Origin of the sequence: Enterococcus casseliflavus NBRC 100478 (genome assembly GCF_001544095.1) — a bacterium.
GTDB lineage: Bacteria > Bacillota > Bacilli > Lactobacillales > Enterococcaceae > Enterococcus_D > Enterococcus_D casseliflavus.
This window is the reverse complement of record NZ_BCPT01000001.1, coordinates 77,433-103,303: the sequence shown is the minus strand read 5'-3', so window position 1 is coordinate 103,303 and position 25,871 is coordinate 77,433. Positions and strand designations below refer to the sequence as shown.

Sequence of the window (25,871 nt, the reverse complement as noted above, 5' to 3'; positions counted from 1 at the left end):
ATGACAGATTTGTTCAAAGCGAGTAAATTTTTCTACCATTACTTAAAACAATACAAGTGGTCGTTTCTATTCATTTTTGTGACGGTGATTCTGGCAACGTATCTGCAAGTGCAAGCGCCAGTCTTTGTCGGAGAAGCGTTCCAAGAGTTGGCGAATTATGTTGGTGGTTTGATGCAAGGGGTCGATGATAAATCAGCTTTTCTATCGATCATTTGGAAATTGTTGATTTTTTATGTCTTAGCCAGTGCAGCCAATTTTGTTTATAGTATCTTGTTCACGCAAGTGGTGGGGAAATCAACCAACAGAATGCGGATCGGTTTATTTAATAAACTGGAAAAATTGACGATCAAATTCTTTGATTCTCATCAAGACGGTGATATTTTGAGCCGTTTTACCAGTGACTTGGATAACATCCAAAACAGTCTGAACCAAGCATTGTTGCAAGTGCTGACCAATGTAGTCTTAATGGTGGGAATCTTGATCATGATGTTCCGTCAAAACGTTGAATTGGCATGGGCAACGATTTCTTCTACCCCGATTGCGGTGTTGATTGCGGTGATCGTGATCCAAAAAGCCCGCAAATATGTCGATCTGCAACAAGATGAAGTCGGAAAATTAAACGGCTATATCGATGAAAAAATCAGTGGTCAACGAATCATCATCACCAATGGACTGCAAGAAGAAACCATCGACGGTTTCTTGGTCCACAACCAACAAGTCCGCGAAGCTACCTACAAAGGGCAAGTCTACTCTGGGCTGCTTTTCCCCTTGATGCAAGGGATGTCCTTGTTGAACACGGCAATCGTGATTTTCTTTGGTGGCTGGTTAGCATTAAACGGTGACTTAGAACGTTCCGTTGCTTTAGGATTAGTTGTGACCTTTGTCCAGTATTCGCAGCAGTATTATCAACCATTGATGCAGATCTCTTCTGGTTACAGCATGATTCAATTGGCGATCACCGGTGCGCGCAGAATCAATGAAATGTTTGATGAACCCGATGAGGTCAAACCAAAAGACGGGATCAAAGTGAAGGGCATCAAAGAGGCGGTTGCTTTGAATCATGTGGACTTTGGGTATGACAGTCAAAAATTGGTCCTAAAAGATGTCTCGATCACAGTCAACAAAGGCGAAATGGTCGCATTGGTCGGGCCGACGGGTTCAGGAAAAACGACCATCATGAACCTGTTGAATCGCTTCTATGATGTGAATGGTGGTTCTGTGACCTTTGACGGCATCGATATCCGGGAGCTAGATTTGGATCTGCTGCGTTCTCAAGTGGGAATCGTTTTGCAAGAATCCGTGTTGTTCTCAGGGACGATTCGCGAAAACATTGCTTTTGGGAAACCAGAAGCGACTGAAGCCGAAGTCATTGCAGCAGCGAAACAAGCCAATATCCATGAGTTTGTTATGACGTTGGAAAAAGGCTATGACACGGAGATCACCGAAGAGAACAATCTTTTCAGTACTGGTCAAAAACAATTGATGAGTATTGCCCGAACGATTTTGACCAATCCAGAATTGTTGATTTTGGATGAAGCCACCAGTAACGTTGATACCGTGACCGAAGCGAAAATTCAACGAGCAATGGATGAAGCGATCAAAGGACGAACCAGTTTTGTGATCGCCCATCGCTTGAAGACGATTTTGAATGCCGACCGCATCGTTGTCTTGAAGGACGGCGAAGTCATTGAAGAAGGCAATCACCATCAATTGGTGGCGGCTGACGGCTTTTATGCGGAACTGTATCACAATCAATTCGTTTTTGAATAAGCGCAAACCAACGTAAAATCATCAAGAAGACACTAGCAGGACAGCCCGCAATTTCGTCAACCAATCGACGAAACAGCGGGCTGTTTTTTTAGGTTACAGCAAGCGCTTCTTATGACGACAATGTTTATGAGCAGTTAGTGGTATAAGGGGTCCGTTGTTCTGATAACCAAAAAAGACCAGCCTTAAGCATGGTCTTCTTTGGTTTTTTAGTGATACGCAGCGGTTTGAGCCAACCACTCAATAAAATGGTCTGGCTGTTGCGTATCCTGTGCCACGATATTCCACTGCTGGTTTTTGCAGCGGGTGCATTCATGCAGCAGCTGATAGCCTTTTTTGGAATGTTGGCGATAGTCAATCGGTCGCATCAAGCCATGGCAAGTATTTTGACGATCACCCGGGCGAATATCCACGTGTAACGAGTAGAGACACTGGGGACAATGGTTGCGGTAAGAACCATTGGTCAAGGGTGCCACAGGCGTACTGCAGTTTTTACAAACAAAGGTCGTATTTTCATCTTTTCTCATTTTGCTTTCCTCCAAAAGAATGATTTCTTTTGAGAGAAAAGGGTTCCGTTCGTTCTTCATCAGGCTTCTTTGGCTAGGGACACATTCACCGTCCGTAACGATTACTTCTGCTTCCAGCTTCATGCGATTTCGCAATCCGTACCACGCTTAGTTTTTTCGTTTTGTGCTAAGCACTGTGTTGCGGCAGCCCACAACCCAGCAGTAAGTGTAGTCCAAAGTCACTGTCATTGGCGTCGTCCCCTAGAAAGCAATTGAGGAATGCTTTTTCATCGAGTACCTCCTATGTGTTTATGAGGGTATTATAGCAGAAATAAAGTTGGAATTCTAAGACAGATAAAACCAGATCGTAATTCATCCCTCTTTTTTATCGTTAAAAAAATAAAATGTAGATAATAATGCTATTTTGTGACAAAATATTTACATGTAGGTTTCGCTCGATTTTATTTTGGTCACTGAAGAAGAGACATAGAATCACAAAATGGAGGAAGGATGACCTAACGAAAGGAGAACAAAAATGTTTGGTACGAACAAGAAATCCGAAAATACGAATGGTACACAAGGCAAGAAACGAAAAAAGAGTTTGACTGTAGAAGACCTGATCAACCAATATCTTGAAGAAAAAGAGATCCATGAATTGAGTGATGGTCTGTCTGTTCAGATTTTTAATGACTTAGCTGCTCACCGCGGACTGTTCATGGAGATCCCCAAACTCAGTTACAAAGATCTCGGAGCAGCTATCCAAATCGATCAAAACTGGATTAAAATCAAGCAACAAGATACGATCATCAAACAGCAGGCAGAGATCATTCAGCTTTTGAAAGAAACACGAGAAATAAACTAATAAATGAAGCTTAACAATAGCATTTGTGTAAAAGAGAAGGGACAGGCAGGTGAAAACTCAAAATAATATTTGACTGGTTGGTACATAAATGATATTCTGTTTATGTACTGATCGGTAAAGAAAAGGAGCTGGAAAGATGCGAGGACGTCCTAAAAAACACAATAAGGAAGAAGCAGTGAAGATTGCTATGCATGAATTTTGGTCCCATGGCTATGAAGCCTGTTCAACCGAAAATCTATGTCGCGAAACAGGGTTGGGGAAAGGTAGCTTTTATAACACATTTGGTAGTAAGCACGATTTATACGTAGAAACACTGCGTGTATATCATGAGCGCTGGATTCAAGAGCAAAAGCAATTATTGGATCAGGAAAAAGGGCTTTTAGAAAAATTAACAGCATTATTGAATTGGGCAATTGAAGTAGATTTTCAAGAAGACAGCACTGGCTGTTATTTGATCAATGCAGCGATGGAAAGAGGCAGTATTGATCCAGCCGTGGTGTTATGGTCCGAACAACATGCAAAGGAACTTGAGGCAGAAGTTGAAAAGCATATAGAAAAAAGTCTGCTTAGTGGAGAGATCAAAACGACAAAGACAGCCAAAGAACTGTCCCTTTGTTACCTTAATGCCTATTATGGACTGCGAACCTTGAATGCTTCGATGAGAAACAAGCCGATGGCACAACAAATTGCTGAAATTACGATAAAGAATTTATTGTAGTGGTCCAATTTCTAAGCAACAATCCAGTAATTTCACAAGCTTTGCTAATGACAAAGACACACAAGTACGATGTGAAAATAAAGAATAGGTCGAGAGAAAATGTATCTATTCGAGAAAGAAGGGTATTATGAACGAAACAGTAAGCACGATTCTTAATCATGTATCAGTTCGCAAGTTTAGTGAGCAAAAACTTACACAGGAAGAAATCAAGACACTCGTTGCAGCGGCTCAAGCAGCTTCGACCGCAAGCTATCAACAATCTTATTCAATCATCGGTGTTGAAGATCCACGTCTGATGAAAGAGATTGCTGCAGTCGCTGGAAATCAGCCTTTTATTGCAGAGGGAGGGCACTTTTTTGTTTTTTGTGCTGATTTGTATCGCATAAAAAAGATGGCAGAGGCAAAAGGAATCGATTTGACAGAAACGTTGTCAGGAATTGATGCCTCAATAGTGGGTGCTGTTGATGCTTCTCTGGCAGCCCAAAATTTGGCGATAGCTGCGGAATCAATGGGGTTAGGTATTTGCTATATCGGCGGGGTGCGAGATGCAATCATCGAAATTACTGAGCTACTAGATTTACCTGATTATGTCTATCCTGTATTTGGAATCGCTGTAGGTCACCCTATTGAAACAAATGAAAAAAAACCACGGATACCATTTGAAGGAATTTATCATGAAAATACATATTCTCGTAATAAAGAAGACATCATTCATGCCTATGATGATGAAACAAAGTGCTATTATGCGAAGCGGACAAAAACCAATGCGGACCGCTCCTGGTCTACTACAGCAATAGGCAGCTTTTCCCGCTTGCCTCGACTATTTATGAAAGAGTATTTAAATCAAAGAGGATTGAGCAAACGATAAGGCTTTTTGTGGCTTGTTACACCGCTCTATTTTCGAACTAGGAAAACAGGAAAGTGATGATGCTGAGCGCATGATCACTTTTTTTGCAGCGATTTAAATTGATGTGACTTAATTCATTCGAGGTGAAAATAGGAAATTCATAGTAAAAAATCATGAAGCCGAGAAAGGAAGAAAATAAATGTTTGACAATCCCTGCAAACCATAAACACAGTAAAAAGAGAAAGAAAGCCCACACACAGTTGACAATAAATTGGCTCACGTTGACTCGAAGTAAGGAAGATAGCCACGAATTCTTAGAAGACCGCGAATATTTTTATGGAGGTTGCACATCTTTCTCACCAAAATCTTGTGAGCCCAACTCAAATCGAAATAAACTGAATCCTAATTAAGTAGCAGACACTTTTACTAAGCAATAGGTAGAAGTCATGAATTTTTTTTGAGAGTGTGCTTAGCCATTTTATGTCTACTCAAAACAGCAAGGACGATTATTCGTTGCTAAATGATACCTAAACGTTTTTGAATAATTGAACGTAATAAATCATGTCATTCCAGAAGAATAAAAGACCAGTTGGAAAGTTTCCGAACGGGTCTTTTATTCTTTGTTCTTTATCAATGCAGTTAGGGACAAACAGCGGATTATGTTTTATCCATTCATATAAGCAATCCAATTTCTGCGGATTTAAATGCGTAGAATTAATCAAAGTACTCATGAAACTCACCATAAACAGCTTCATAATTTTCATCAACGAGGTCTAAATGACGAGAAACTAAATTTGCGATAAGGTCTGCATCTTTGGCTTTCAGCGCTTCATAAATATCCCAATGCTGCTGCAGGATGTTCATCCAGTCAAAGTCTTTTACTTTTAAGGTCAAATGGCGGTAGCGATTCAAATGAACATTTAAATCCAGCAACCAAGTATAAACATGTGTTTTATCGGTCACCAGGTAAAAAAATTGGTGAAACTCTTCGTCCAATTCAAAGAATTTTTCCGAGTTGCCGTTTTTTAGGTAAATCTCTTGCATTTCGACGATTTGCCGAAGGGACTCAATTTGTGCATCATCAATAATCCCAATAGCTTCAACAACAATAGCAGATTCTAATTTTTCTCTTACAAATTTTGCTTCCCGAACTTGCTGCATATTGATTTTGGAGATAAATGTTCCGCTTTGAGGTCTTATGACTAACAACCCTTCTCTTTTCAGTTGAAGAATGGCCTCTCTAACGGGAGTATCACCGATATCCAGCATAGACACAAATTGTTTTCTTGAGATTTTTTCCCCAGGCAATAATTCCAATCGAATAATCTTTTCTTTAATGATGTGATAAGCTTCGTCTTTATAGCTTGCTATAGTCATTTGGCGTCTCCTATTTTTATTAATATATTAGTTTGTCTTTTCAGTATAACTAATAAAGATAAAAAAAACTATTGCAACCTTTGAAAGCGCATGCTAATATTCTAATATATTAGTTAACAAGTGCACATTTTAATTAATAGCAAAGGAAGAAGTTTATATTATAGAGAGAAGGAGAAACAGATGGAAAAAATAATGGCTACTTTTGATGGGGTCTTGGCAGGGGTCACGAAATTCAGTAATAATAAGTATATAAAATCGATTTCTGATGCAATGATGGCACTGATCGGTATTATGATTTTTGGTTCATTTGCAGTTATTTTTCGTGCATTCCCAATACCAAGTGTTGCGGAATTTTTTGTCACTATCGGACTTGATGTGTTTTTTGGCGCAATCAACAATTTGACGATTGGGGCAATTTCAATTTATCTTGTCTTTTTGATAGCAAAAAATTTGACGGCCAAATTTAACTTGGGAGAAGATGGTACAACTGTCGGATTGATTGCTATCATGAGCTTCTTGATCTTTACACCATTAGGCAGTTATACCGTCGACGAGGCTAATATCACTACGATTCCACTTACTTGGATTGGAACGAGCGGTATGTTTTCTGCAATAATAATTGGCCTTTTAGTTGGTCGAGGCTATGTATTTATTAAGGAACGGAAGTGGACAATCAAAATGCCTGCGAGTGTCCCACCCATGGTATCGCGTTCATTCGAAGCACTGATCCCAACTATTTTATTGGGTACACTTTCCGGTTTTGTCGCGTACTTGTTTAGTCTTACTTCCTTTGGCAATCTGCATCAGCTGATTTTTACGATCGTTCAAACGCCGTTGCAAGGAGTCGGAAGTTCTATCTGGGCGGTCATACTGATTATTGCTTTTCAACAATTTTTGTGGTTCTTGGGTATTCATGGAACGAATGTTATTGGACCAATCGTCACACCGATCTGGATGGCTTTGAATGTTGAGAATCTGACTGCCTATGAAGCAGGGCAGCCATTGCCGAATATTGTTACTCATGCATTTATCAATATCGTTTGCTGGGGAGGATCGGCATTGGGACTGGTCTTGCTGATGCTGTTTGTAAGCAAAAGCCAACGCTATAAAGAGATGGGAAAAATTTCGATCATCCCTGCATTATTTGGTATCACTGAACCGGTAATTTTTGGAACTCCATTAGTTCTAAACTTTAAAATGGCTGTACCTTTTATTTTCAATAATTCGATTTGTTTAGGAATCGCGTACTTCTTAACCAGTATTGGATTCATCGAACGAACGATTGGTGCACAAGCGATCTTTGGATTGCCAGTAGGGTTTCATGCTAGTATTGGCGGTAGTGTATCGATCATTATTCTGCAGCTTCTTTTGCAGTTGATTTTGTCGCCGATCCTTTGGTATCCATGGTTCAAATTGATCGATAAAGATGCATACTTAGAGGAACAAAAACATGCAGAAAGCAGGTAAATAAAATGTTGTATCCCGTGATGAATGAAACACGTTCGCTGATCGATTTAAGCGGCATCTGGCGTGTTCAAGTTGAAAAACAGAATGAAGCAATTGATCCAGCGAAACCTTTGAAAGATCCTTTCTTGATCGCGGTACCAGGGTCTATTGATGACCAAGTAATTGATGAAACAATTAGGAAACATGTTGGAAACTTCTGGTATGAAACAGAAATGATGATCCCAATTTCTCTAATGGATGAAAGAAAAGTGTTGCGCTTTGCCTCCGTGACTCATGAAGCAGTTGTTTATATCAATGGAATAAAAGCAGCTCACCATATTGGCGGATTTACTCCCTTTGAAATAGACATTGATTCTTTGGTTCATGCTGGGAAAAACGATTTAAAAGTGTGTGTTTCAAATATCTTGGATGAAAGTACACTGCCATGTGGATTTTATCAAGAAAAAAATGGCCGACCATCGGTAACACCTCGTTTTGATTTTTACAATTATTGTGGTATCCATCGTCCTGTGAAACTATACACAACGAAAAAAACATATATTGATGATATCGTGATCCATTATGAGTATCACGGTGGGGTAACAACGGTTCGGCCAGAAGTGTCTATTACTGGGAACTATGATACCATCAAGCTGAAAATTTGGGATGAAGACAATCAGTTGATCGCCCAAAGCAGTGATGTTGAACAACCGTTAGTAATCTCTGAAACTCGACTCTGGCAACCACTGGATGCTTATCTTTATCGATTGGAGGTATCGCTCTTTGATAAAGAACTTTTGATCGATACCTATACTGAAGAATTCGGTGTTCGAACGATTCAAATAAAACAGAATAAAGTCTATATCAATGATAAAGAGTTTTATTTTAAAGGTTTTGGCAAACACGAAGATTTCCCTGTATTAGGTAAGGGGTACAACGGCGCCGTTGCGAATCTGGATAAAAACCTTATGAAATGGCTGGGTGCGAATTCTTTTCGAACATCGCACTATCCTTATTCAGAAGAAGAAATGCGGCTTGCTGATCGTGAAGGAATCGTTGTTATTGACGAGGTTCCTGGTGTGGGACTGTTTACTAATTTTCACGTAGATGTCAATTTGAACAATAACAAGAAAAATACTTGGGAGACGCTGAGAACACATGAGAACCATCACAAGGTGATTCAAGAGTTGATTGAACGTGATAAGAACCATGCATGTGTGGTTGTATGGGCGATCGCGAATGAACCAGCTAGTCATCAAGAAGGTGCCGGAGCATATTTTAAACCGTTGGTTGAATTGGCTAAAGCATTAGACCATCAAAAACGGCCTATTGTGATACCAAACATCGTCAATGCATCGCCAGATTTAGATCAAGCAGCAGAACTCGTTGATATTCTTTGTTTGAATCGCTATTATGGCTGGTATATAGAGCACGGGGATCTTGACTCTGCAATGATAGGGCTTCGACAAGAAATTGAAAAGTGGCACGAAAAGTACCCTGATAAACCGATCATGTTTTCTGAATTCGGAGCGGACACGATTTCAGGCTTGCATTCACTCTATCGGACACCTTATTCAGAAGAATTCCAAATTGATTTTTACAAAGCCAATTTTGAAGTGCTGGATGCTTTAGATTACGTTGTTGGGGAACACTTATGGAATTTTGCTGATTTTGCAACAGCTGCGAATATTCGTCGGATCGATGGCAATAAGAAGGGGATATTTACTCGCGACCGCAGACCAAAATCGATTGCCTTTGAAATCAAAAAACGCTGGGAAGCACGATAAGAAAACATACCTTTACCCAACGGATGACTCAAACAGCAATCTATACAGCAGATAGACTAAACGATGTCCGATTTCTTAAACGTATGGTTGCTGGAGGTTCGAAAAATCAAGCGAAAGAATCAATGAAATTGCTGAAAAAAAGAGAGTGAAGACCCGCAAGGCGGTCTTCACTCTCTTTCGTTTGTTTCGATGGCAGTTTCCAACTGCTGTTGAATCTGACGAAATATAGCTGTACTGATTTAGAATAGAGGATCAACAAGCGTTTGTCTATTACAAAAAGACTTAATAGTACTCCCCGTGGCGATAGTCCCATGAGTTGAAGTGATCAGAAAGGTACATTTGGATTTTTTCAACATCGAGTCCTTTACGGATCAAGACAGGTGCGGGTGTGATGGAGCGTTGGTCTCCTTGCTCAGGAATCAAGTTGCCGTCTTTATCAACGAAAGAAACCATGACTCCTTGCTCATAGCGGGTTTCCAGCGTTTTGTCTGGTTGGATCGATGCAACATAGTCGTTGCCTTCAATGATTAGATCGGCTTCTTGCGCGATTTGTTCGCCGATCCCTTCAACAAGTCCGCGGTTTCCTTTGCCTGAAGGGTTCGCTGAGCTGGCGAAAAGCAATTTCTTTTTCTGATCCCAAAGTTCTTTTGAAATCTGCTCACCAGGGACACCGAATTTGATCACAAAACAGCTGGTTCCCCGAACGTCCGTCATCAATTCTTCTGAACCATCGTTTGGGATATAGGCTTTTCCTGATTCTTTCCAAGGCAAAATCGCACCGAATAACACGTCATTGTTCCAGCAAGTTTCGTAAACGGCGGCGGTTTCCGCATTTAATTCGGCTAATTCATGTAGCTGTTCCAATGAGCTGCAAAGAACGACGCCTGGTTTGTTACGCTTGCGATTCTTTGCTGAAAACTTGCGTTCCAGCCCTTTTTTATCAGAGACGGCAATGATATAGCCGACTTTGGTTGGGCAAACGATCACTTTGCTTTCTTCATTCAAATAGTTGATCGCACGTTGATTTGGTTCTCCTGTCCATGGGACTTGTTTTGTTTCTTTCACTCTCTTCATCCTCCCTGTCTTCCAATGAATCGCCGTCATGAAAAATATAACGGAATATTCTGAAAATTCTGATTGAATATGGTTACCCTTGATGATAAGGGAATCAATCTGTGTAGTCAAGGGGATTTACACCAGAATGTAAAAAGAGAGGAAGAGGAAAACCGTATATACGTCATTAGAGAATAGAGTGAATGATTGACAGCAACACTATTTTTTTCCGCTTTGTATGAAAAAATTGACTGTTTTTCATGTTATTTATATGGGAAGATAGGCTTATAGATAGAAGAACGCAATCAAAAGAATAGTTTTTTTGTGAAAGATGAGGAATATCATGAGTGAAAAGAAAAAAATACGCAAGCTTTTGTTGGCATCGATTGTCGCTGGGAGTATCTATGGTGGCGGTGCCTTGCTTTTTGGGTTGCTGGTCAGTTATAACGTCCTCTTGTTAGATGGGGTCTATACATTGATTGGTGCAGTGATGTCACTGATTGCTTTGTACGTGGCAAAATATATCCAAGCCCAAGATTTTGAACGTTTCCCATTCGGTAAAGAGGCATTGATGCCATTAGTGGTATTTATTCAATATAGTATCATCCTGCTGATCTCGATTTATGGGATCATTGAGTCTGCTTTTAGTTTATTACACGTCAGTGATGGCATGATTGATCCAATCGGTTTGTATTTCTCGCTGGTTGGTACGATCTACTGTTTCACTTTTTACTTGTACTTAAAAAAGAAACCACTGACCCATCCCTTTTATTGGGTGGAACTAGAACAATGGCGTTTCGGCTTTTTCTTTAGTCTGGGTGTCGTCGGTTCATTTCTTGTGTCCTGGCTGATCCAAGCCAGTCCCTATGGGGATTTTGCGATGTATGTCGACCCAATCATCTCCATCGGGATCACCTTGTTCTTTATCCAGCTTTCGATAAAAGAGTTGAAAGCAGCGATTTTAGAATTGACTTCTTCTACTCCAAAAGAAGAACTGCGGGAGACCATCATGACGATCGTTGAAAAAGAATTGCGCGCAGAAGAAGTGGTGGACTTTGTGTTACGTACCGCCAAAGTCGGTAATCAAGTCATTGTGGAATTAGATGTAGTGATTTTACCTGCAACTCCTCTCGATACAGTAGGTCAGCAAGATCCCTTGCGAGAACGATTGAATCAGGCAATCAGCCAACAGATTTCCGATTATTCCCTCTGGCTAAACATAAATTTTGTCGGTGACATCAAATGGGCGTATAGTGAGGAGTAAGAATGGCTGCAAAGCAGCTTGAATAAACCGTGAAAATAACAGGGAAAAGAGGAAACAAATGACAATTCTGAAAACCTATGGAAAAATCACCGCAGCACTTTTCTTGTTAGCGGCAAGCATCAATTTATTTTTGGGCCCGCATCATGTGGCAGCTGGCGGTGTCAGCGGAATCGGTATTTTATTAGAGTCAGCACTCGGTTGGGATCGAGCGGCTGTGATCATGGTCTTGAATATTCTCATGCTTATTCTTGCCTATGCCTTTTTAGGGAAGGGGCCTTTTTTGAAAGTCCTCTATGGTAGTTTTGCTTTTCCAGTAGCAATTGCTTTAGTCCCAGAATATATGGTGGCTGAAGACCGGTTGCTTTCCGTGATTTTTGGCAGTGCGATTTTTGCTTTAGGAGTAGCGATTTTGTACAAAAATCAGTCTTCCAGCGGCGGCACAACGATTCCACCGCTGATTTTCAAGAAATACTTTAATTTGAATCCAGCGATCGGCTTGCTGGCGACCGATGCGATCGTTGTTTCCATGAACTTGTTCGTTTTCGGGTTTGAAGAGTTCTTGTTTGCGATCTTATCGATCGTGATCACCTCTGGTGTGATGACCTACATTGAAACCGGCTTTAACCGAAAGAAATCTATCATGATCTTAAGTGAAAACCACGTGAATGAGATTCGAGAAGCGGTCTTTGATAAAACAGCTCGGGGTGCGACCCTGTTGGCTGCCCAAGGCGGTTACCAGCAAGCCGACAAGCAAGTGCTGCTGATCGTGGCCAGCGACCAAGAGTTTATGCAGATCAGACAAATCATTGAGACCATTGACCCCAAAGCGTTTGTGATCGTCAATAATGTCTCAGAAGTACTGGGGCAAGGTTTTAGTTATCATCCCATTGAGTGATGCGAAACACAGTCAAATTCTGCTATGCCTAATAAAAAACACAGCGAAGTGAACGCCACTTCACTGTGTTTTTTTGTCTTGTTCATTTAACGCAGTAAGGTCAAACCAGAAATGGAACAGTCTAGAGAAAATACTAGCCTTTGTTCGCAGGGAAGAATCATTCTTGCGAACAAAAAAATTGCAGGTTTCTCTCTTGAAAATGCTTGCATTTTTCTTTTGCGTAGATTAGAATGCTAATATATCAGTTTGTGTAATTTAAGGAGGATATTCATGTTTGATCACAATGTCTTGAAAAAGGCGCACGTCATTTTTCCTGCTGAAAAAAAAGCAGCGATTGATGCTCAAACAGCAATACAGCCGAGATGGCTTCATTTTGGCGGAGGAAATTTATACCGAGCGTTTCATGCAGAAATCGCTCAATCCTTGATTGATCAGAACGAATTATCGAGCGGCATCGTTGTCTGCGAAACATTTGATGAACAGATAATCGATCAAGTATATACACCTTATGAGAATGATATTCTAGAAGTGATCATGCATGAGGATGGTCAATTAACGAAAAAACTTTTGCAATCGACAGCTGCCAGTTATTATTGTCATCCATCTTGCACCGATAGTTATCAAAAGGTACGTCAGTTGTTTAGCGATCCTTCTGTGCAGCTGGTCACCGTAACAATCACAGAAAAAGGCTATGGCTTAAAAGACAGTCAGGGGAATTTTTTGCCTGTCGTCCAAGCGGATCTCGCTGCGGGTCCTCATCAGGTCAACCATACAATGAGCATTTTGGCTAGCTTTTTATGGGATCGTTTTCAATCAGGGGCTCTTCCGATTGCTATGGTCTCCACCGATAATTTTTCGCAAAATGGGCTCCGTTTCCAAACGGCGATGGTCACCATCGCAAAAGAGTGGCAAAAGCTGGGGCATGTTTCAGAAGCGTTTGTCCGATACTTAGAAAACAACGCGCAAGTGACGTTTCCGTGGTCAATGATCGATCGGATTACGCCAAATCCTTCAACAGCAGTTGCAGAAGAATTAGCAGCAGCTGGCATTCAGCAGTTGCCAGTCATCCGGACCGATAAAGGAACGACGATCGCTCCGTTTGCTAACACAGAGGCGACTCATTACTTGGTGATTGAAGATGATTTCCCGAACGGTCGCCCGAATTTAGACAAAGCAGGGGTGATCTTGACGAGTCGAGAGATCGTAGACAAAACCGATAGTATGAAAGTCACAACTTGTTTGAATCCACTGCATACGGCAATGAGTTTGTTCGGCTGTTTACTCGGCTATACATCCATTGCTGCGGAAATGACCGATCCAGATATTGTCGCTTTGATCAAAGGAATCGGCTATCGTGAAGGCTTGCCGGTAGTGGAAGATCCTGAGATCATTCAGCCAAAGAAATTTATCGATGAGGTGGTCGGTCTTCGTTTACCGAATCCGCTGATTCCTGACACCCCACAGCGCATCGCCGCAGACACCTCACAGAAAATCGCCATCCGTTTTGGTGAAACCATCAAAAAGTATGTGGAGAAAGAAGGCTCGGCTTCTGAGCTGACTTTTATTCCTTTAGCGATTGCTGGCTGGTTGCGCTATCTCTTAGCGATCGATGATGAAGGCCATCCATTTGTCCCAAGTCCTGATCCCCTCTTAGCAGAATTGCAAGAGATTTTACATGAATGTCAGTTGGGGTCAGCCGCCGATGTTCAAGAGATCATTCGACCAATCTTAGCAAATCCGCAGATTTTCGGGTTGGATCTCTATCAAGCAAGAATCGCTGAAAACGTGGGTCATTTGTTCGCTAAGATGCTAGCAGGAACCGGCGCAGTCCGTAAAACATTACATGAAACAGTAGAAGGGATCGAATAAAAAATGGAAATGACATTTCGTTGGTATGGAAAAGAATACGATAAAATCAAGTTAGCAGATATCCGTCAAATTCCTGGGATGAAAGGCATCGTCGGTACACTCTTTGATTTGCCTGCTGGAGCAGTTTGGCCCAAAGAACGGATCAAGGCGCTCGTGGAAGAAGTCGAAGCAGCTGGACTTTCTCTGAAGGTGATCGAAAGTGTCAATATTCATGATGACATCAAGATTGGCTTGCCTTCGAGAGACCTGTATATCGAAAACTACAAAGAAACGATTCGTAATTTGGCAGCATACGGGATCGAAGTGATCTGCTATAATTTTATGCCGATTTTTGATTGGATCAAAACGGATCTCGATTATCGCTTAGCCGATGGTTCTTCTACGATGGCATTTGAAAAAGCAGGGATCGACAAAGACCCAGAAGAGATCGTCAAAGAAGTTGAGGAGTCAAGCTCTGGCTATACCTTGCCAGGCTGGGAACCAGAACGTTTGGCTCATGTCAAAGAATTGTTTGCTGCGTATAAGGATGTCGATGATGACAAATTAAGAGAAAACTTTGCTTATTTCCTAAAAGCCATCATTCCCACCTGCGAAGAGGTCGGCATCAAGATGGCTGTTCATCCAGATGATCCTCCCTATTCGATTTTTGGTCTGCCGCGTATCGTTAAAAACCGTGATGATCTGGATTGGGTCTGTAACGTGGTCGACAGTCCGTCAAATGGTATCACACTTTGTACTGGCAGTATCGCCGAAGACCCAGCCAATAATGTCTATGAGATTTTGGCTGAGTTTTGTCGCCGGGATCGAATTCCTTTTGCCCATGTTCGTAACATTCAATACTTGGGCAATGACAAAGACTTTTATGAAGCACCGCATCTCTCCTCTGAAGGCTCGTTAGACATGTATCAGATCCTAGAAGCGATGTACAAAAATGGCTTTGACGGCTATATTCGACCAGATCATGGGCGAATGATCTGGGGAGAAACGGGACGTCCAGGCTATGGCTTATATGATCGGGCGATCGGCGCTTCCTACTTATTAGGGTTGTGGGAAGCCATCGACAAGAGCGTGGGGCGTTAAGAAAAGGAGCGAAGAAATGTTTTTAACTGACGATTTTATTTTGAAAAACAGCTTTGCCAAAGAGTTATACCATGGGTATGCAAAAAAGCAGCCGATCATTGATTACCATTGTCATTTAGATCCGAAAGAGATTTTCGAAGACCAAAACTTCACCAATCTGACCCAAGCGTGGCTGGCGGGGGACCATTACAAATGGCGCTTAATGCGAGCCAATGGTGTTGCAGAATCTTTGATCACTGGCGATGCTGATGACTACGAAAAATTCTGTGCTTGGGCGCAGACCTTGGAGGCTTGCATTGGCAATCCATTATATGTCTGGACCAATTTGGAATTGAAGCGAATCTTTGGTATTGATGAGCGGTTGACACTAGCCAATGCAGCAAGCATTTGGGAAAAAGCCAATCAACAGTTGCAGACGAAGGAATTTTCACCACGAGGGCTGATCAAAAAGATGGCCGTTGAGGTGATCTGTACGACGGATGATCCCATTGATTCGTTGACGTATCATCAAAAGCTGGCAGAAGAATCCTTTGCTGTGTATCCTACCTTTCGTCCTGACAAAGCAATCAATCTGCAGAATTCAGAATTTCCAGCATACCTTAAGCAATTGGCTGCAGCTGCGAACAAAGAAATCACTAGCTATCAAACGCTGGTTGAAGCATTGGCCGTACGTATTTTTTACTTCCAGCAACGGGGCTGTCGTTTAGCAGATCACAGTCTATCACGTCTTGGAGAGGAAGCCTACGATACCGCTGCACTTGAAGCGATTTTTCAGAAGCGTTTGACCACTGGGACACTGACTAATGAAGAAATCAGACAGTTTCAAACCGGCTTGCTGATTGACTTGATGCGCGAATACGCGAAGCAAGGATGGACCGCGCAATTGCATCTGATGGCGACTCGCAACAACAGTCAAAAACTTTTCCAACAACTAGGACCTGATAGCGGCGGTGATGCGATGGGGGACGATCGTCTAGCGAGCGGCTTAAGTCGGACATTGGCGCAGCTTCAGGCGGAAAGCTTATTGCCGAAGACGATTTTGTATTCACTGAACCCCAAAGATTATCCAGTGTTGACTGCGCTGATGGGGGCGTTCCAAGAAGAGAGCAAAGGCAAGCTGCAATTAGGCTCTGCTTGGTGGTTCAATGATACGTATTCTGGTATGCGATATCAGTTGACGACCCTAGCAGAAGGCGGGATTCTTGGAAACTTCGTCGGCATGCTGACGGATTCTCGCAGCTTTTTGTCTTATCCACGCCACGAGTATTTCCGGCGGATTTTGTGTCAGGTGATCAGTGAATGGGTAGAAGACGGACAACTGCCAGCAGATGAAATATATTTAGGGCAGATAGTCGCAGATATCTCTTATCACAATGCGAAAACCTACTTTGATTTTCCAAACTAATGACTACTCGATTCGTACTTGGCTTGCTAGAGAAGGAATCGAGTGTTTGTATGGCTATTGCTAAAGTTGCGTCTGTTCATTTACTATTGGCAGGGAATCCAGTACTATGATAGAAAGAATCAAAGAAGGAGCGAACAGTATGAATCCATTCTATGAAGAAGTCTATGCGCTGGCGCGGCAGATCCCTTTTGGTAAAGTCGTCTCCTATAGTCAGATTGCGTGGAAATTGGGACAAATCAACGGCGCGCGAGCAGTCGGTCGAGCGATGCGCTTGAGCCCTCAGGATGTCCCTGCCCATCGAGTCGTGCGGGCAGATGGCGTCTTAGTTGGTCCCACCGCCAATGTGCGAAAAGCAGCACTCGTCGATGAAGGGGTGGTCTTCAAAGCCAGTGGTCGTATCGATATGAAGGCTTGCAGTTGGTCCATGAGCGAGATCGCTCCCGCTCAAATGAAGGAGCCATTATGAAAAAACGTGAATTTATCGTGCAAGATCTGTTGAGTAAAATCTATCAGGAAGAATTTTCTGCCGGCAAATTACCCAACCAAAGAACCCTTGCGCAAACCTATGGCGTTTCTCGGTTTACGATCCAGCAAGCAATCAAAAACCTTGAAGAGATCGGGATCGTCAAAGTAGTACAAGGTTCAGGGATTTTTATCCATGAAAAATGGGTCAAAAACCCAATGATCTTTAATTCCTTGACCCGCACCCCTTATGACCGCATCCATTCCAAAATGATTTCCTTGAATAAGGCGGCAGCAACGTTGGATGAACAGCAGATTTTCCAAATAGGCCCAGACGAGGAAGTCTGGACCTTTAAACGAGTGCGGATCGTCAATTATAAAATCGAACAGCTGGAAACCTCTAAATTGCCCGTCAGCCTATTTCCTGAATTGACACAAGAAATCGTGGAGCACTCGATCCAACGCTATGTCGAAAGCTGCGGATACCGCATTTCCCACTACATCACAAGCTATACCCCCATCACCACATCGACCGCGCAATCGGGTATTTTATTGTGCAAGCGGGGAACACCGGCAATGCAGATCAGCAATCGGGCGATTTTAGAAGACGGCCGCGTGTATGAGTTCAGCAATATCGTTGCCATTGATTATGCCGTGACCTACATCCGTCCCTTTGACCGTGAGATCCATCGCTCACGCATCGATTGATTTTGGGAAAGCAAAGGTGCCAGTTGCGTCGTCTTTACCCAGAGAGAAGAAAGACATCCCCTGTCGATTGGACAGGGGATGTCTTTTGTTGTGTTTAAGGAGTGATCAAAGTGCCGTCTGGTGTACGGCTCTGGGTCCATTCGTGAGGACGGTAAACCACGGGAAATTCCGCAGCTGCTGCTTCATCGAACGTGATTCCGATCCCACTTTTCTCGATGGGATAAAAATAGCCGTTTTCAGGTTGTGGACTACCACCAAAGACCGACTGGGTATTTGCTGGGATCGCAATCGTTTCTTGGATCGCGGCATTGTGGAGATGGATATTTAGATGGGTGTTGACGGCTAAGCCGACAGGGCTGATATCAGACGGCGTATGCCAAGCGATCCGAATGCCCATCGCATCGCAGAAGTGAGCCAATTTCAATGCTGGCGTGATCCCACCGATTTGTGAGACATGGGCACGCATAAAGTCAATCTGTTGATTTTTGACTAGCTCTTGCCATTCCATCGGATTATTGAACAATTCGCCGGTCGCGATCGGGGTCGCCGACTGGCTGCGGAGTTGCTGCAACCACTTGTTTTGATCCGGCGGCAAAATATCTTCTAGGAAAAAGAGATTGAAAGGCTCAGCGGCTTTTGCAAATTGAATCGCTTGGTTTGGATGTAGCCGTTCATGCACGTCATGCAGCATTTGAAATTGATTGCCGTATCGTTCTTGGATCGCAGCAAACATTTTCAGTGTTGTGTCCATGTAGTCTGTTTGATCAAAATAGGAACCAGCGATGGGCTGATCGGGTGTTTGCAGTTGGCTAGGATTTCCACCATAAAAGCCTAATTGGCAACGGATATAGCGATACCCCTCAGCCAAGAAGCGATCGATTTCTTGATAAAGGTCTTCGAGATTATCTGCCACGGCATGGGTATAGGCGGGAATCGCCGTACGCGCTTTTCCACCTAACAGTTGATACAATGGCATATCGGCTAATTGTCCCTTGATGTCCCATAAAGCCATGTCGACTCCTGAGATGGCATTGTTGGTGATCGGACCATTCCGCCAGTAAGAATTGACATTCATCACTTGCCAAAGATCTTCGATTTGATTGGCATCGCGGCCAAGTAAGAGGGGGCGTAAATACTCGTCAACGACGGTTTTTACGGCTAGTGGGCGAAACTGGAAGGTTGCACAACCTAACCCAGATACGCCTTTGTTCGTTTCTACTTTAACGACAACAAGGTTATGACGATCAGGTTTGATCGCAAAGGCTTTGACGTCGGTGATGATTGTTGGTGTCATTTCATTCACTCCAATTTTTGTCTCTAGTTGCTATAGCCATTGAAACATGCTTGGCAACCGCTGTCAATTTGGTCTAATAAAAACTGGATATACACCATAAAACCAGTCCAATTTTCGCCTATTTTATAATAAAACGTTGATATATAGCGTTTTTATTCTGGTTTTATCAAAAAAGGACTGGTTTTACAAGTCTGTGTGAGCATGCTACTATGTGTGTGAAAACGGAAACACCTGAAAGGGCGCCCGTCAAAAGGATCAGGACCGTTAGCAAACAACAGGGGGAAAAAAAGATGACCAAAGAAGACATCGTAAAACAGATCATTAAAGATGTTGGCGGATCAGACAATATCAACAATGCATGGCACTGTATGACTCGCTTGCGTTTTGATTTAAAGGATGAGAAAAAAGTCGACTATGCGGCGTTAGAAAAAACACCCAAAGTCGTAGGAACAAAATATCAAAGCAATCAGCTGCAAGTAGTGATAGGAACGGATGTTGCTGATTATTATGCACCTTTAGCAAAAGAATTAGGACTTGATGAAGCGAACCAAGGGGAAACATCAGAGAAAAAAGGAGCCGTTTCCTTATTTATGGATACCGTTTCTGGCGTTTTTGGTCCGATCGTTCCAGCTATCGCTGGCGCAGGAATGATCAAAGGATTGATGGCTGGATTGGTGGCATTGAATGTCATCTCTAATCAAACAGATACCTATTTAGTGATCGACATGATTGCGAGCGGCGTATTCACATTCTTGCCATTTTTTGTTGCTGCTTCTGCCGCTCGGATTTTTAAAACCAATCAATATTTAGCGATCGCAATCGCGGCAACGCTGCAATTTCCAACGATGACCAATGCGGTAGCCGAAGGGAGCATTTCCGCCTTTCGTTTGTTCGGCGTATTGCCAGTACCCGTCTTTAACTATGCAGGGACAGTGATTCCCATTATCTTTGCCGTGCTGGCGCTCAGTTATATTTACCGTTGGGTCGATAAACTCTTACCACAAGTGCTGCGTACCGTGTTTACACCGACGATTTCGTTGTTTGTCGCTGGTATCTTGACATTAACGGTCATTGGCCCAATCAGTATCCATCTAGGAAACTTATTGGCTGCTGGCGTGGCTGGATTATTCACTATCTCGCCTGTCTTAGCAGGAATCGTGGTAGGGGCGATTCGACCAATCGCAATCTTCACGGGACTGCATCATGCCATGACCCCGATCGCTTTGCAAAACTTTGCCAATCAAGGATATGATATGCTGATGCCAATGATGTTTATGGCAAATATGGCAATCACCGGCGCAACAGCAGCTATTTATTTCAAAGTCAAAACCAAAGAAGAAAAATCGATCATTCTATCGTCGGCGGTTTCAGGCTTGTTAGGGATCACAGAACCTGCGTTATTCGGGATTTTGTCGAAGTATAAAAAAGCCTTTATCGCAGCAACAGTTGGTAGTTCTGTGGCTTCTGCCTTCATCAGTTTCTTCGGTGTTCGTATTTATGGGTACATTCTTTCAAGTATTTTTAGTTTGCCAGCCTATATCGGGGAATACTTTATCTACGCCGTTCTAGGGATCATCTTGGCGATCGGCTTATCTTTTGCCATGAGCTGGTTCTTGGTACCAAATCAAGCAGCAGAAGGCGATCGTTACACCAACGAAGTGGATCTGCATGCCGTGACCCATGGTGAATACGTCCCATTAGAAGATGTACCAGATGAAGTTTTTTCAACGAAAATGATGGGAGAAGGCTATGCCATCGAGTCACAAGATGGCCAAATCTTTGCACCAGTCAGTGGCGAAGTCACCACTGTGTTCCCTTCAAAACATGCCGTCGGGATCAAAACCCAAAACGGCGTTGAAGTTCTTGTGCACATGGGGATCGATACAGTTTCCCTTGGCGGTCAAGGCTTTGAAGTCTTTGTCAAAGCTGGGGAGCAAGTAACTCCGCAAACCAAACTGGCACAAATGGATCTGCCGTTTATCAAGCAGCAAGGCAAAGAAACCATGGTGATCGTTTTGATCACCAACATGGATCGCGTGCAACAATTTTCTGGAAGTACTGATTTAGAAGGCAGACACCAAGCCGGTGCATTACTGGAAAAAGTCGTTTTGAATGCCTAATAAAAGAAAAAAGATGAGCTTCGTTAACGAAGTTCATCTTTTTTTCTTTGCAATTAACTACGCAGCCCGCGGCCTTTTTGGATCAAGTACCAGCATACGCTGTATAAGACGACAATGAACAAGACCAAAATACCGATGGAGAGGAAAATCGGGACATCGATGGTGCCCAAAAATCCGTAACGGAAACCAGAGATCATATACACGATCGGGTTGACTTTGGAGATCGTTTGCCAAATTGGCGGTAGCATGCTGATGGAGTAAAAGACGCCTCCAAGATAGGTCAATGGTTGTAAAACAAAGGTTGGCACGATGGAAACATCGTCAAAGGATTGGGCGAAGATCCCATTTAGCAACCCTGCTAATGAAAATAAGATGGCGGTCATGACAAGGGTTAAGACAACGATGACCCAAGAATAAACATGTAATGGGACGAAGAAAAGGGAAATGATGGTCACCAATGTGCCCACCAAGATACTACGGCCAAGTCCGCCAAAGACAAAGCCCCAAATGATGACGTGGGTAGGGACCGGCGCCACTAAGAGTTCCTCAATGTTTTTTTGAAACTTCTGTGAAAAGAAGGAAGATGACACGTTAGAGTAAGAACTAGTGATCGTCGACATCATGATCAGCCCAGGAACGATAAATTCCATATAAGAAAAGCCGCCCATTTCGCCGATGCGGCTGCCGATCATTTTCCCAAAGATAATAAAGTATAAGGAAGTAGTGATGACGGGTGGGACGAGGGTCTGCACCCAAATCCGTAAATAGCGGTTGGTCTCTTTGACCGCTAAACTTTTTAAGGCTGTAAAATAAAGACTAAACATGGTTTTCCTCCGCTTCGTGTGATTCTTCGGTGATTTTCAAAAATAGTTCTTCCAAGCGATTGGATTTGTTGCGCATGGAGAGGACATTGATCCCTTGCTGACTGAATTGGGCAAAAAGATCGTTGACGCCTTGATCTCGAGCGACTTCAACAGCGATGGTCTGTTCATCTTCCATTTGGATCGGATACCCAGTGATCGTTGGTGCTTGCTTGATCGGTGCGATATCAAAAAGAAAGGTTTCAAATTGCAGTTTTGCCAATAAGGACTTCATGCTGGTGTTTTCGATCAGTTCACCAGATTGGATGATCCCGATGTTGCGGCAAAGCATTTCCGCCTCTTCTAAATAATGGGTCGTCAAAATGATCGTTGTGCCCTTTTGGTTCAATTCCCGCAAAAAGCTCCACATTTCCCGCCGTAATTCGATATCGACACCTGCCGTCGGTTCATCCAAAATCAATAGCCGTGGTTCATGCATCAGGGCACGAGCAATCATCAAACGGCGTTTCATCCCGCCCGACAGCATCCGCGCACGAACATTGCGTTTTTCCCACAAATTCGACTGCTTCAAGTATTTTTCGCTGCGCTTGATGGCTTCGTTGCGAGGGACACCATAATACCCAGCTTGATTGACAACGATCTGCTGGACCGTTTCAAAGGGATTGAAATTGAATTCTTGGGGAACCAGACCAATCTGTTGTTTGACTTGGACCAATTCTTTGTCTAAATCGTAGCCGAAGACTTTGACGCTTCCCGAAGATTTATTGACAAGAGAGGTGATAATGCCGATGGTGGTGGACTTTCCAGCGCCGTTTGGGCCTAACAAGGCATAAAAGTCGCCTTCTTCCACCGTCAAATTTATGCCCCGCAACGCTTCAACGCCGGTAGCATAGACTTTGCGTAAATCGGTTAGTTCTAGTGCATAGGTCATGTTTGTTTGAACTCCTTCTATGTATGATGGTTTATTCTATCATTTTTTTTCAAGAAGAACCGCATGATTTGATTTTTTTCATTTGATTAGATAACAATTGTTGCTAATCGATGAAAAGTGGGAAAGAGGCAAAAGAAAAAACGACCATTTGATCGTTTTTTCGATAAAGTCGATTGTTAGCATAAATACCGTTCTGGTCGTTCTGTCTGTCCTAATAAGTAATCGACAGAAACATTATAGAGGGAAGCTGCGTGTAGCAGCGTCAATACATCGGGTAAGCGATCGCCTGCTTCGTATAAGGTGTAATCGGGGTAAGACACATCGAGATGCTGGCATACTTCTTTTGGGCTCAATCCGCGTTCTTCTCTTAAAAATTTGAAGCGGCAACGCAAGGTGTCTAATAAAAAAGCTTCTTCTAATGTCACTTTGCGGTCCTCCTTAAAAAATAGCGCTTTTTTTCGCACTGTTCTCTTTTTATTGTACCAACAAAAGCAAAATATGCGAAGTGATTCACATGAAGGGCGATCGGTTTTTGTCAAAAAGTGAAACAAATGACTTGCTCTGAAACGCGTTTCATACAGTATGCTTGATTTATAAAAAGGAAGGCGGGATGGAAACATGAATACATACATGAAGAAAAATGGTGCGGAATGTTGTTATGTGACGTTGGCATTTGATGGACAACAACTGGTATTGACGAAGCCAAAAGGGTTCTTTCAAGAACGGTTAGTAGAAATTCCTGTGGATGAGATCAGTCACTTGACGTGTGATGAACACTTCGGGTCTCAGCGTATCGGATTTATCCATCACAACGATTACTATGAATTTTATACATGTGGGTTAAGTGTGATAGACTATATGAAAGAACAATTATTCGTTTAAGGAGCAGTGAGTCATGGCAAACATTCGGGATATTGCACGCTTGACCGGCTATTCGGTCTCAACGGTTTCACGAGTCATTAATAACAATCCTTATGTCAGTGAAGAAAAGCGTCGTAAGATCCTGGCTGTCATGGAAGAGGTCAACTATATTCCGAATTACACGGCGCGGGCATTAAGTGTCGGCAAAACCAAAAACATCGGCGTGATCCTGCCGTTTGTCAATCATCCCTATTTTGATCGATTATTGAGCGGCATCACGACAGCAGCGTTTGCTCGTGGCTATAAGGTGACTCTTTTAGCCACGAACTATGATCCGCAAGTAGAGGAAGCATATTTGCAAGAATTTGCGGCGAAAAGCTTTGATGCTTTGATCATTACCTCGCGGGCGAATCCGATCGAAACCTTATTGCCTTATCGTTCATACGGACGCATCGTCTTTTGTGAAAATATCTCGTATTTGACTGACGGCTGCACTTATATCGATCGAGAGGAATCGATCAAGGAGGTCTTCACGTATTTTAAGGAACAAGGCATCCAGAAAATCGGCGTGACATTGGGACGTAGCCGCAAGCTCAGCAGCAATTCAAAAATCACGGTCCGTTTGGCTCATGACTATTTTTCGACCTTTTCCGAAGACTTGATTTTTTGGGATTGTTTGACGGAAGAAGATGGCAAAGAAGCGGCTGCTTATTTTGCAGATAAAGGGGTCGAAGCGATTTTCACCAATGGGGATCATGTTGCTGCTGGGATCCAGTCGCAGGCGCCGGGAGAATGGCTCGTGATTGGACGGGACAATCTATACATCAGCGAGCTGCTGCAGCTTTCAACGATCGATCATCACTTGCAAGCTTGCGGGGAGACCGCCGTCCAATTGGCGGTAATGGAAAAAAGCGGCAACTATCGCATGCCCTATGAGTTCATCAAACGATAGCTACAGACGAAACGATGCGCAAACAGTGCCCCTGAGCGGGCAGTGCTTGCGCATCGTTTTTTTAATGGGATTTGGTGTAATGGTCAATGATCTGTTTCAACAGCTGCGCGCTGCCGACGCCTGCTTTTTGATCGTAATAGGCGGTAAAACGCTCGTCTTGAACGTACATTTCCCCTAAAGATCGGTGATATTCTGCTGAGTAAAAGGGCGCTGCTTGTTTAAGCCATGCTTGATGCGCAGCAAAAGCCATTTGGGCTTTGTCAGAAGGGATTCGTTTCCCTTCCTTTTCAGTCAATAGCTCTTTTAACAGCTGCAATAAGCGGTTTTCGTTGTCGGTCAGTGCTTGATAATCGACTTGGGTCATCTGCTGCCACTTTTGGTTGCTTTGTTCGATGATTTCCTCACCGTAGGCTTCTCGTAATTCGGCACCGTAGTTCGCTTCGTTTTCACGAATTTTTTGTTCCTTAAAATAACGGAATTTCTCTTGATCGGTCATCGTCTTTTCTCCTTCATAATAATCAATTGTTTGCGCCAAGGTGGTCAAAAGACTGTCCAGGGCTGCTCGCTCTTGTAAAAGCTGTTGGTAATGTTGCAACAAGACCATTTGGATCGATTCTTGTGGCTCATCCAAGATTCCGCGGATTGTTTCTAATGACAGCCCAAAAGACTTAAAATATAAAATCTGCTGTAGGCGATCGACTTCCTGTCTCTCGTAGATACGGTAACCAGCTGAGTTGGTGCGTTGCGGTTGTAACAACTTGATCTGATCATAATACCGCAGGGTACGGCTGCTGACTCCTGACAGTTTAGCTAAGGCACTGATCGTATATTCCATCGGCTTTTCCC

General features: G+C 42.9%; 24 protein-coding genes. 16 read left to right on the top strand and 8 right to left on the bottom strand.

Going from position 1 to position 25,871, the window contains the following annotated elements; translation table 11 throughout:
• Positions 1–1,770, top strand: coding sequence for an ABC transporter ATP-binding protein (locus ECA1_RS00485; protein ID WP_060791423.1), 1,770 nt, complete (start codon positions 1–3; stop codon positions 1,768–1,770).
• Positions 1,771–1,976: 206 nt separating this feature from the next.
• Here ECA1_RS00485 and ECA1_RS00480 read toward each other — a convergent pair whose 3' ends face one another.
• The gene (locus ECA1_RS00480; protein WP_010749914.1) at positions 1,977–2,294 is read right to left on the bottom strand and encodes an RNHCP domain-containing protein; all 318 of its coding nucleotides are present in this window, start codon (positions 2,292–2,294) and stop codon (positions 1,977–1,979) included.
• Between the two features lie 514 nt (positions 2,295–2,808).
• On the opposite strand from ECA1_RS00480, the gene ECA1_RS00475 reads away from it, so the two are divergent.
• The 3 genes from ECA1_RS00475 (at position 2,809) to nfsA (ending at position 4,721) form a co-directional block, all read left to right on the top strand.
• Complete coding sequence (locus ECA1_RS00475; RefSeq protein WP_060791422.1) at positions 2,809–3,135, top strand: hypothetical protein; 327 nt, start codon at positions 2,809–2,811, stop codon at positions 3,133–3,135.
• A 136-nt stretch (positions 3,136–3,271) separates the two neighbouring features.
• The gene (locus ECA1_RS00470) at positions 3,272–3,853 is read left to right on the top strand and encodes a TetR/AcrR family transcriptional regulator (protein ID WP_060791421.1); all 582 of its coding nucleotides are present in this window, start codon (positions 3,272–3,274) and stop codon (positions 3,851–3,853) included.
• A 127-nt stretch (positions 3,854–3,980) separates the two neighbouring features.
• Positions 3,981–4,721 carry an oxygen-insensitive NADPH nitroreductase gene (nfsA, locus tag ECA1_RS00465; protein ID WP_060791420.1) on the top strand — a complete coding sequence of 247 codons (741 nt, stop codon included), beginning with the start codon at positions 3,981–3,983 and terminating at the stop codon, positions 4,719–4,721.
• 693 nt (positions 4,722–5,414) lie between these two features.
• Here nfsA and ECA1_RS00460 read toward each other — a convergent pair.
• Complete coding sequence (locus tag ECA1_RS00460; protein WP_060791419.1) at positions 5,415–6,077, bottom strand: GntR family transcriptional regulator; 663 nt, start codon at positions 6,075–6,077, stop codon at positions 5,415–5,417.
• Positions 6,078–6,257: 180 nt separating this feature from the next.
• Here ECA1_RS00460 and ECA1_RS00455 point away from each other — a divergent pair, with 180 nt between their 5' ends.
• Together ECA1_RS00455 and uidA are read left to right on the top strand one after the other, a co-directional pair.
• Positions 6,258–7,544, top strand: a complete 1,287-nt coding sequence (locus ECA1_RS00455; protein ID WP_060791418.1) for a PTS sugar transporter subunit IIC — start codon at positions 6,258–6,260, stop codon at positions 7,542–7,544.
• Positions 7,545–7,549: 5 nt separating this feature from the next.
• On the top strand, positions 7,550–9,310 hold the full coding sequence (gene uidA, locus ECA1_RS00450; RefSeq protein ID WP_060791417.1) for a beta-glucuronidase: 1,761 nt from the start codon (positions 7,550–7,552) through the stop codon (positions 9,308–9,310).
• 282 nt (positions 9,311–9,592) lie between these two features.
• Here the strand turns inward: uidA and ECA1_RS00445 are convergent, their stop codons facing one another.
• A complete protein-coding gene (locus ECA1_RS00445) occupies positions 9,593–10,384 on the bottom strand; it encodes an L-threonylcarbamoyladenylate synthase (protein WP_172462582.1) in 792 nt (263 codons plus the stop codon).
• Between the two features lie 322 nt (positions 10,385–10,706).
• On the opposite strand from ECA1_RS00445, the gene ECA1_RS00440 reads away from it, so the two are divergent.
• The 7 genes from ECA1_RS00440 to ECA1_RS00410 all read left to right on the top strand — a co-directional run bounded on the left by ECA1_RS00440 (position 10,707) and on the right by ECA1_RS00410 (position 18,046).
• Positions 10,707–11,627 (top strand): cation efflux transmembrane domain-containing protein, encoded by a 921-nt coding sequence (locus tag ECA1_RS00440; protein WP_060791415.1) that lies wholly within the window; start codon positions 10,707–10,709, stop codon positions 11,625–11,627.
• A gap of 58 nt (positions 11,628–11,685) precedes the next feature.
• On the top strand, positions 11,686–12,522 hold the full coding sequence (locus ECA1_RS00435) for a YitT family protein (RefSeq protein WP_005234105.1): 837 nt from the start codon (positions 11,686–11,688) through the stop codon (positions 12,520–12,522).
• A 270-nt stretch (positions 12,523–12,792) separates the two neighbouring features.
• The gene (locus ECA1_RS00430; protein WP_060791414.1) at positions 12,793–14,391 is read left to right on the top strand and encodes a mannitol dehydrogenase family protein; all 1,599 of its coding nucleotides are present in this window, start codon (positions 12,793–12,795) and stop codon (positions 14,389–14,391) included.
• A gap of 3 nt (positions 14,392–14,394) precedes the next feature.
• Entirely contained in the window at positions 14,395–15,471 is a 1,077-nt protein-coding gene (gene uxuA, locus ECA1_RS00425; RefSeq protein ID WP_010749907.1) for a mannonate dehydratase, read from the top strand.
• Positions 15,472–15,487: 16 nt separating this feature from the next.
• Positions 15,488–16,876, top strand: coding sequence for a glucuronate isomerase (uxaC, locus tag ECA1_RS00420; protein WP_060791413.1), 1,389 nt, complete (start codon positions 15,488–15,490; stop codon positions 16,874–16,876).
• Between the two features lie 139 nt (positions 16,877–17,015).
• Positions 17,016–17,342: an MGMT family protein gene (locus ECA1_RS00415; RefSeq protein WP_008380664.1), complete on the top strand. Its 327-nt coding sequence runs from the start codon at positions 17,016–17,018 to the stop codon at positions 17,340–17,342.
• Positions 17,339–18,046 (top strand): GntR family transcriptional regulator, encoded by a 708-nt coding sequence (locus ECA1_RS00410; protein WP_060791412.1) that lies wholly within the window; start codon positions 17,339–17,341, stop codon positions 18,044–18,046. Before ECA1_RS00415 ends, ECA1_RS00410 begins: the two co-directional genes overlap by 4 nt.
• A 94-nt stretch (positions 18,047–18,140) precedes the next feature.
• Here the strand turns inward: ECA1_RS00410 and ECA1_RS00405 are convergent, their stop codons facing one another.
• Positions 18,141–19,340: an enolase C-terminal domain-like protein gene (locus tag ECA1_RS00405; RefSeq protein ID WP_005234111.1), complete on the bottom strand. Its 1,200-nt coding sequence runs from the start codon at positions 19,338–19,340 to the stop codon at positions 18,141–18,143.
• Between the two features lie 290 nt (positions 19,341–19,630).
• Here ECA1_RS00405 and ECA1_RS00400 point away from each other — a divergent pair, with 290 nt between their 5' ends.
• Entirely contained in the window at positions 19,631–21,460 is a 1,830-nt protein-coding gene (locus ECA1_RS00400) for a glucose PTS transporter subunit IIA (RefSeq protein ID WP_010749902.1), read from the top strand.
• A 53-nt stretch (positions 21,461–21,513) separates the two neighbouring features.
• On the opposite strand, the gene ECA1_RS00395 is transcribed toward ECA1_RS00400, so the two are convergent.
• The 3 genes from ECA1_RS00395 to ECA1_RS00385 all read right to left on the bottom strand — a co-directional run bounded on the left by ECA1_RS00395 (position 21,514) and on the right by ECA1_RS00385 (position 23,637).
• On the bottom strand, positions 21,514–22,284 hold the full coding sequence (locus ECA1_RS00395; protein WP_005228499.1) for an ABC transporter permease: 771 nt from the start codon (positions 22,282–22,284) through the stop codon (positions 21,514–21,516).
• The gene (locus tag ECA1_RS00390) at positions 22,277–23,212 is read right to left on the bottom strand and encodes an ABC transporter ATP-binding protein (protein WP_005228500.1); all 936 of its coding nucleotides are present in this window, start codon (positions 23,210–23,212) and stop codon (positions 22,277–22,279) included. Before ECA1_RS00390 ends, ECA1_RS00395 begins: the two co-directional genes overlap by 8 nt.
• 176 nt (positions 23,213–23,388) lie before the next feature.
• The gene (locus ECA1_RS00385; protein ID WP_005234115.1) at positions 23,389–23,637 is read right to left on the bottom strand and encodes a helix-turn-helix domain-containing protein; all 249 of its coding nucleotides are present in this window, start codon (positions 23,635–23,637) and stop codon (positions 23,389–23,391) included.
• 193 nt (positions 23,638–23,830) lie between these two features.
• Here ECA1_RS00385 and ECA1_RS00380 point away from each other — a divergent pair, with 193 nt between their 5' ends.
• Together ECA1_RS00380 and ECA1_RS00375 are read left to right on the top strand one after the other, a co-directional pair.
• Positions 23,831–24,094, top strand: a complete 264-nt coding sequence (locus tag ECA1_RS00380) for a hypothetical protein (RefSeq protein ID WP_005228502.1) — start codon at positions 23,831–23,833, stop codon at positions 24,092–24,094.
• A gap of 13 nt (positions 24,095–24,107) precedes the next feature.
• On the top strand, positions 24,108–25,025 hold the full coding sequence (locus tag ECA1_RS00375; RefSeq protein ID WP_010749901.1) for a LacI family DNA-binding transcriptional regulator: 918 nt from the start codon (positions 24,108–24,110) through the stop codon (positions 25,023–25,025).
• A gap of 61 nt (positions 25,026–25,086) precedes the next feature.
• Here the strand turns inward: ECA1_RS00375 and ECA1_RS00370 are convergent, their stop codons facing one another.
• A complete protein-coding gene (locus tag ECA1_RS00370; protein ID WP_060791411.1) occupies positions 25,087–25,860 on the bottom strand; it encodes a MerR family transcriptional regulator in 774 nt (257 codons plus the stop codon).
• Between the last annotated feature and the right edge of the window lie 11 nt (positions 25,861–25,871).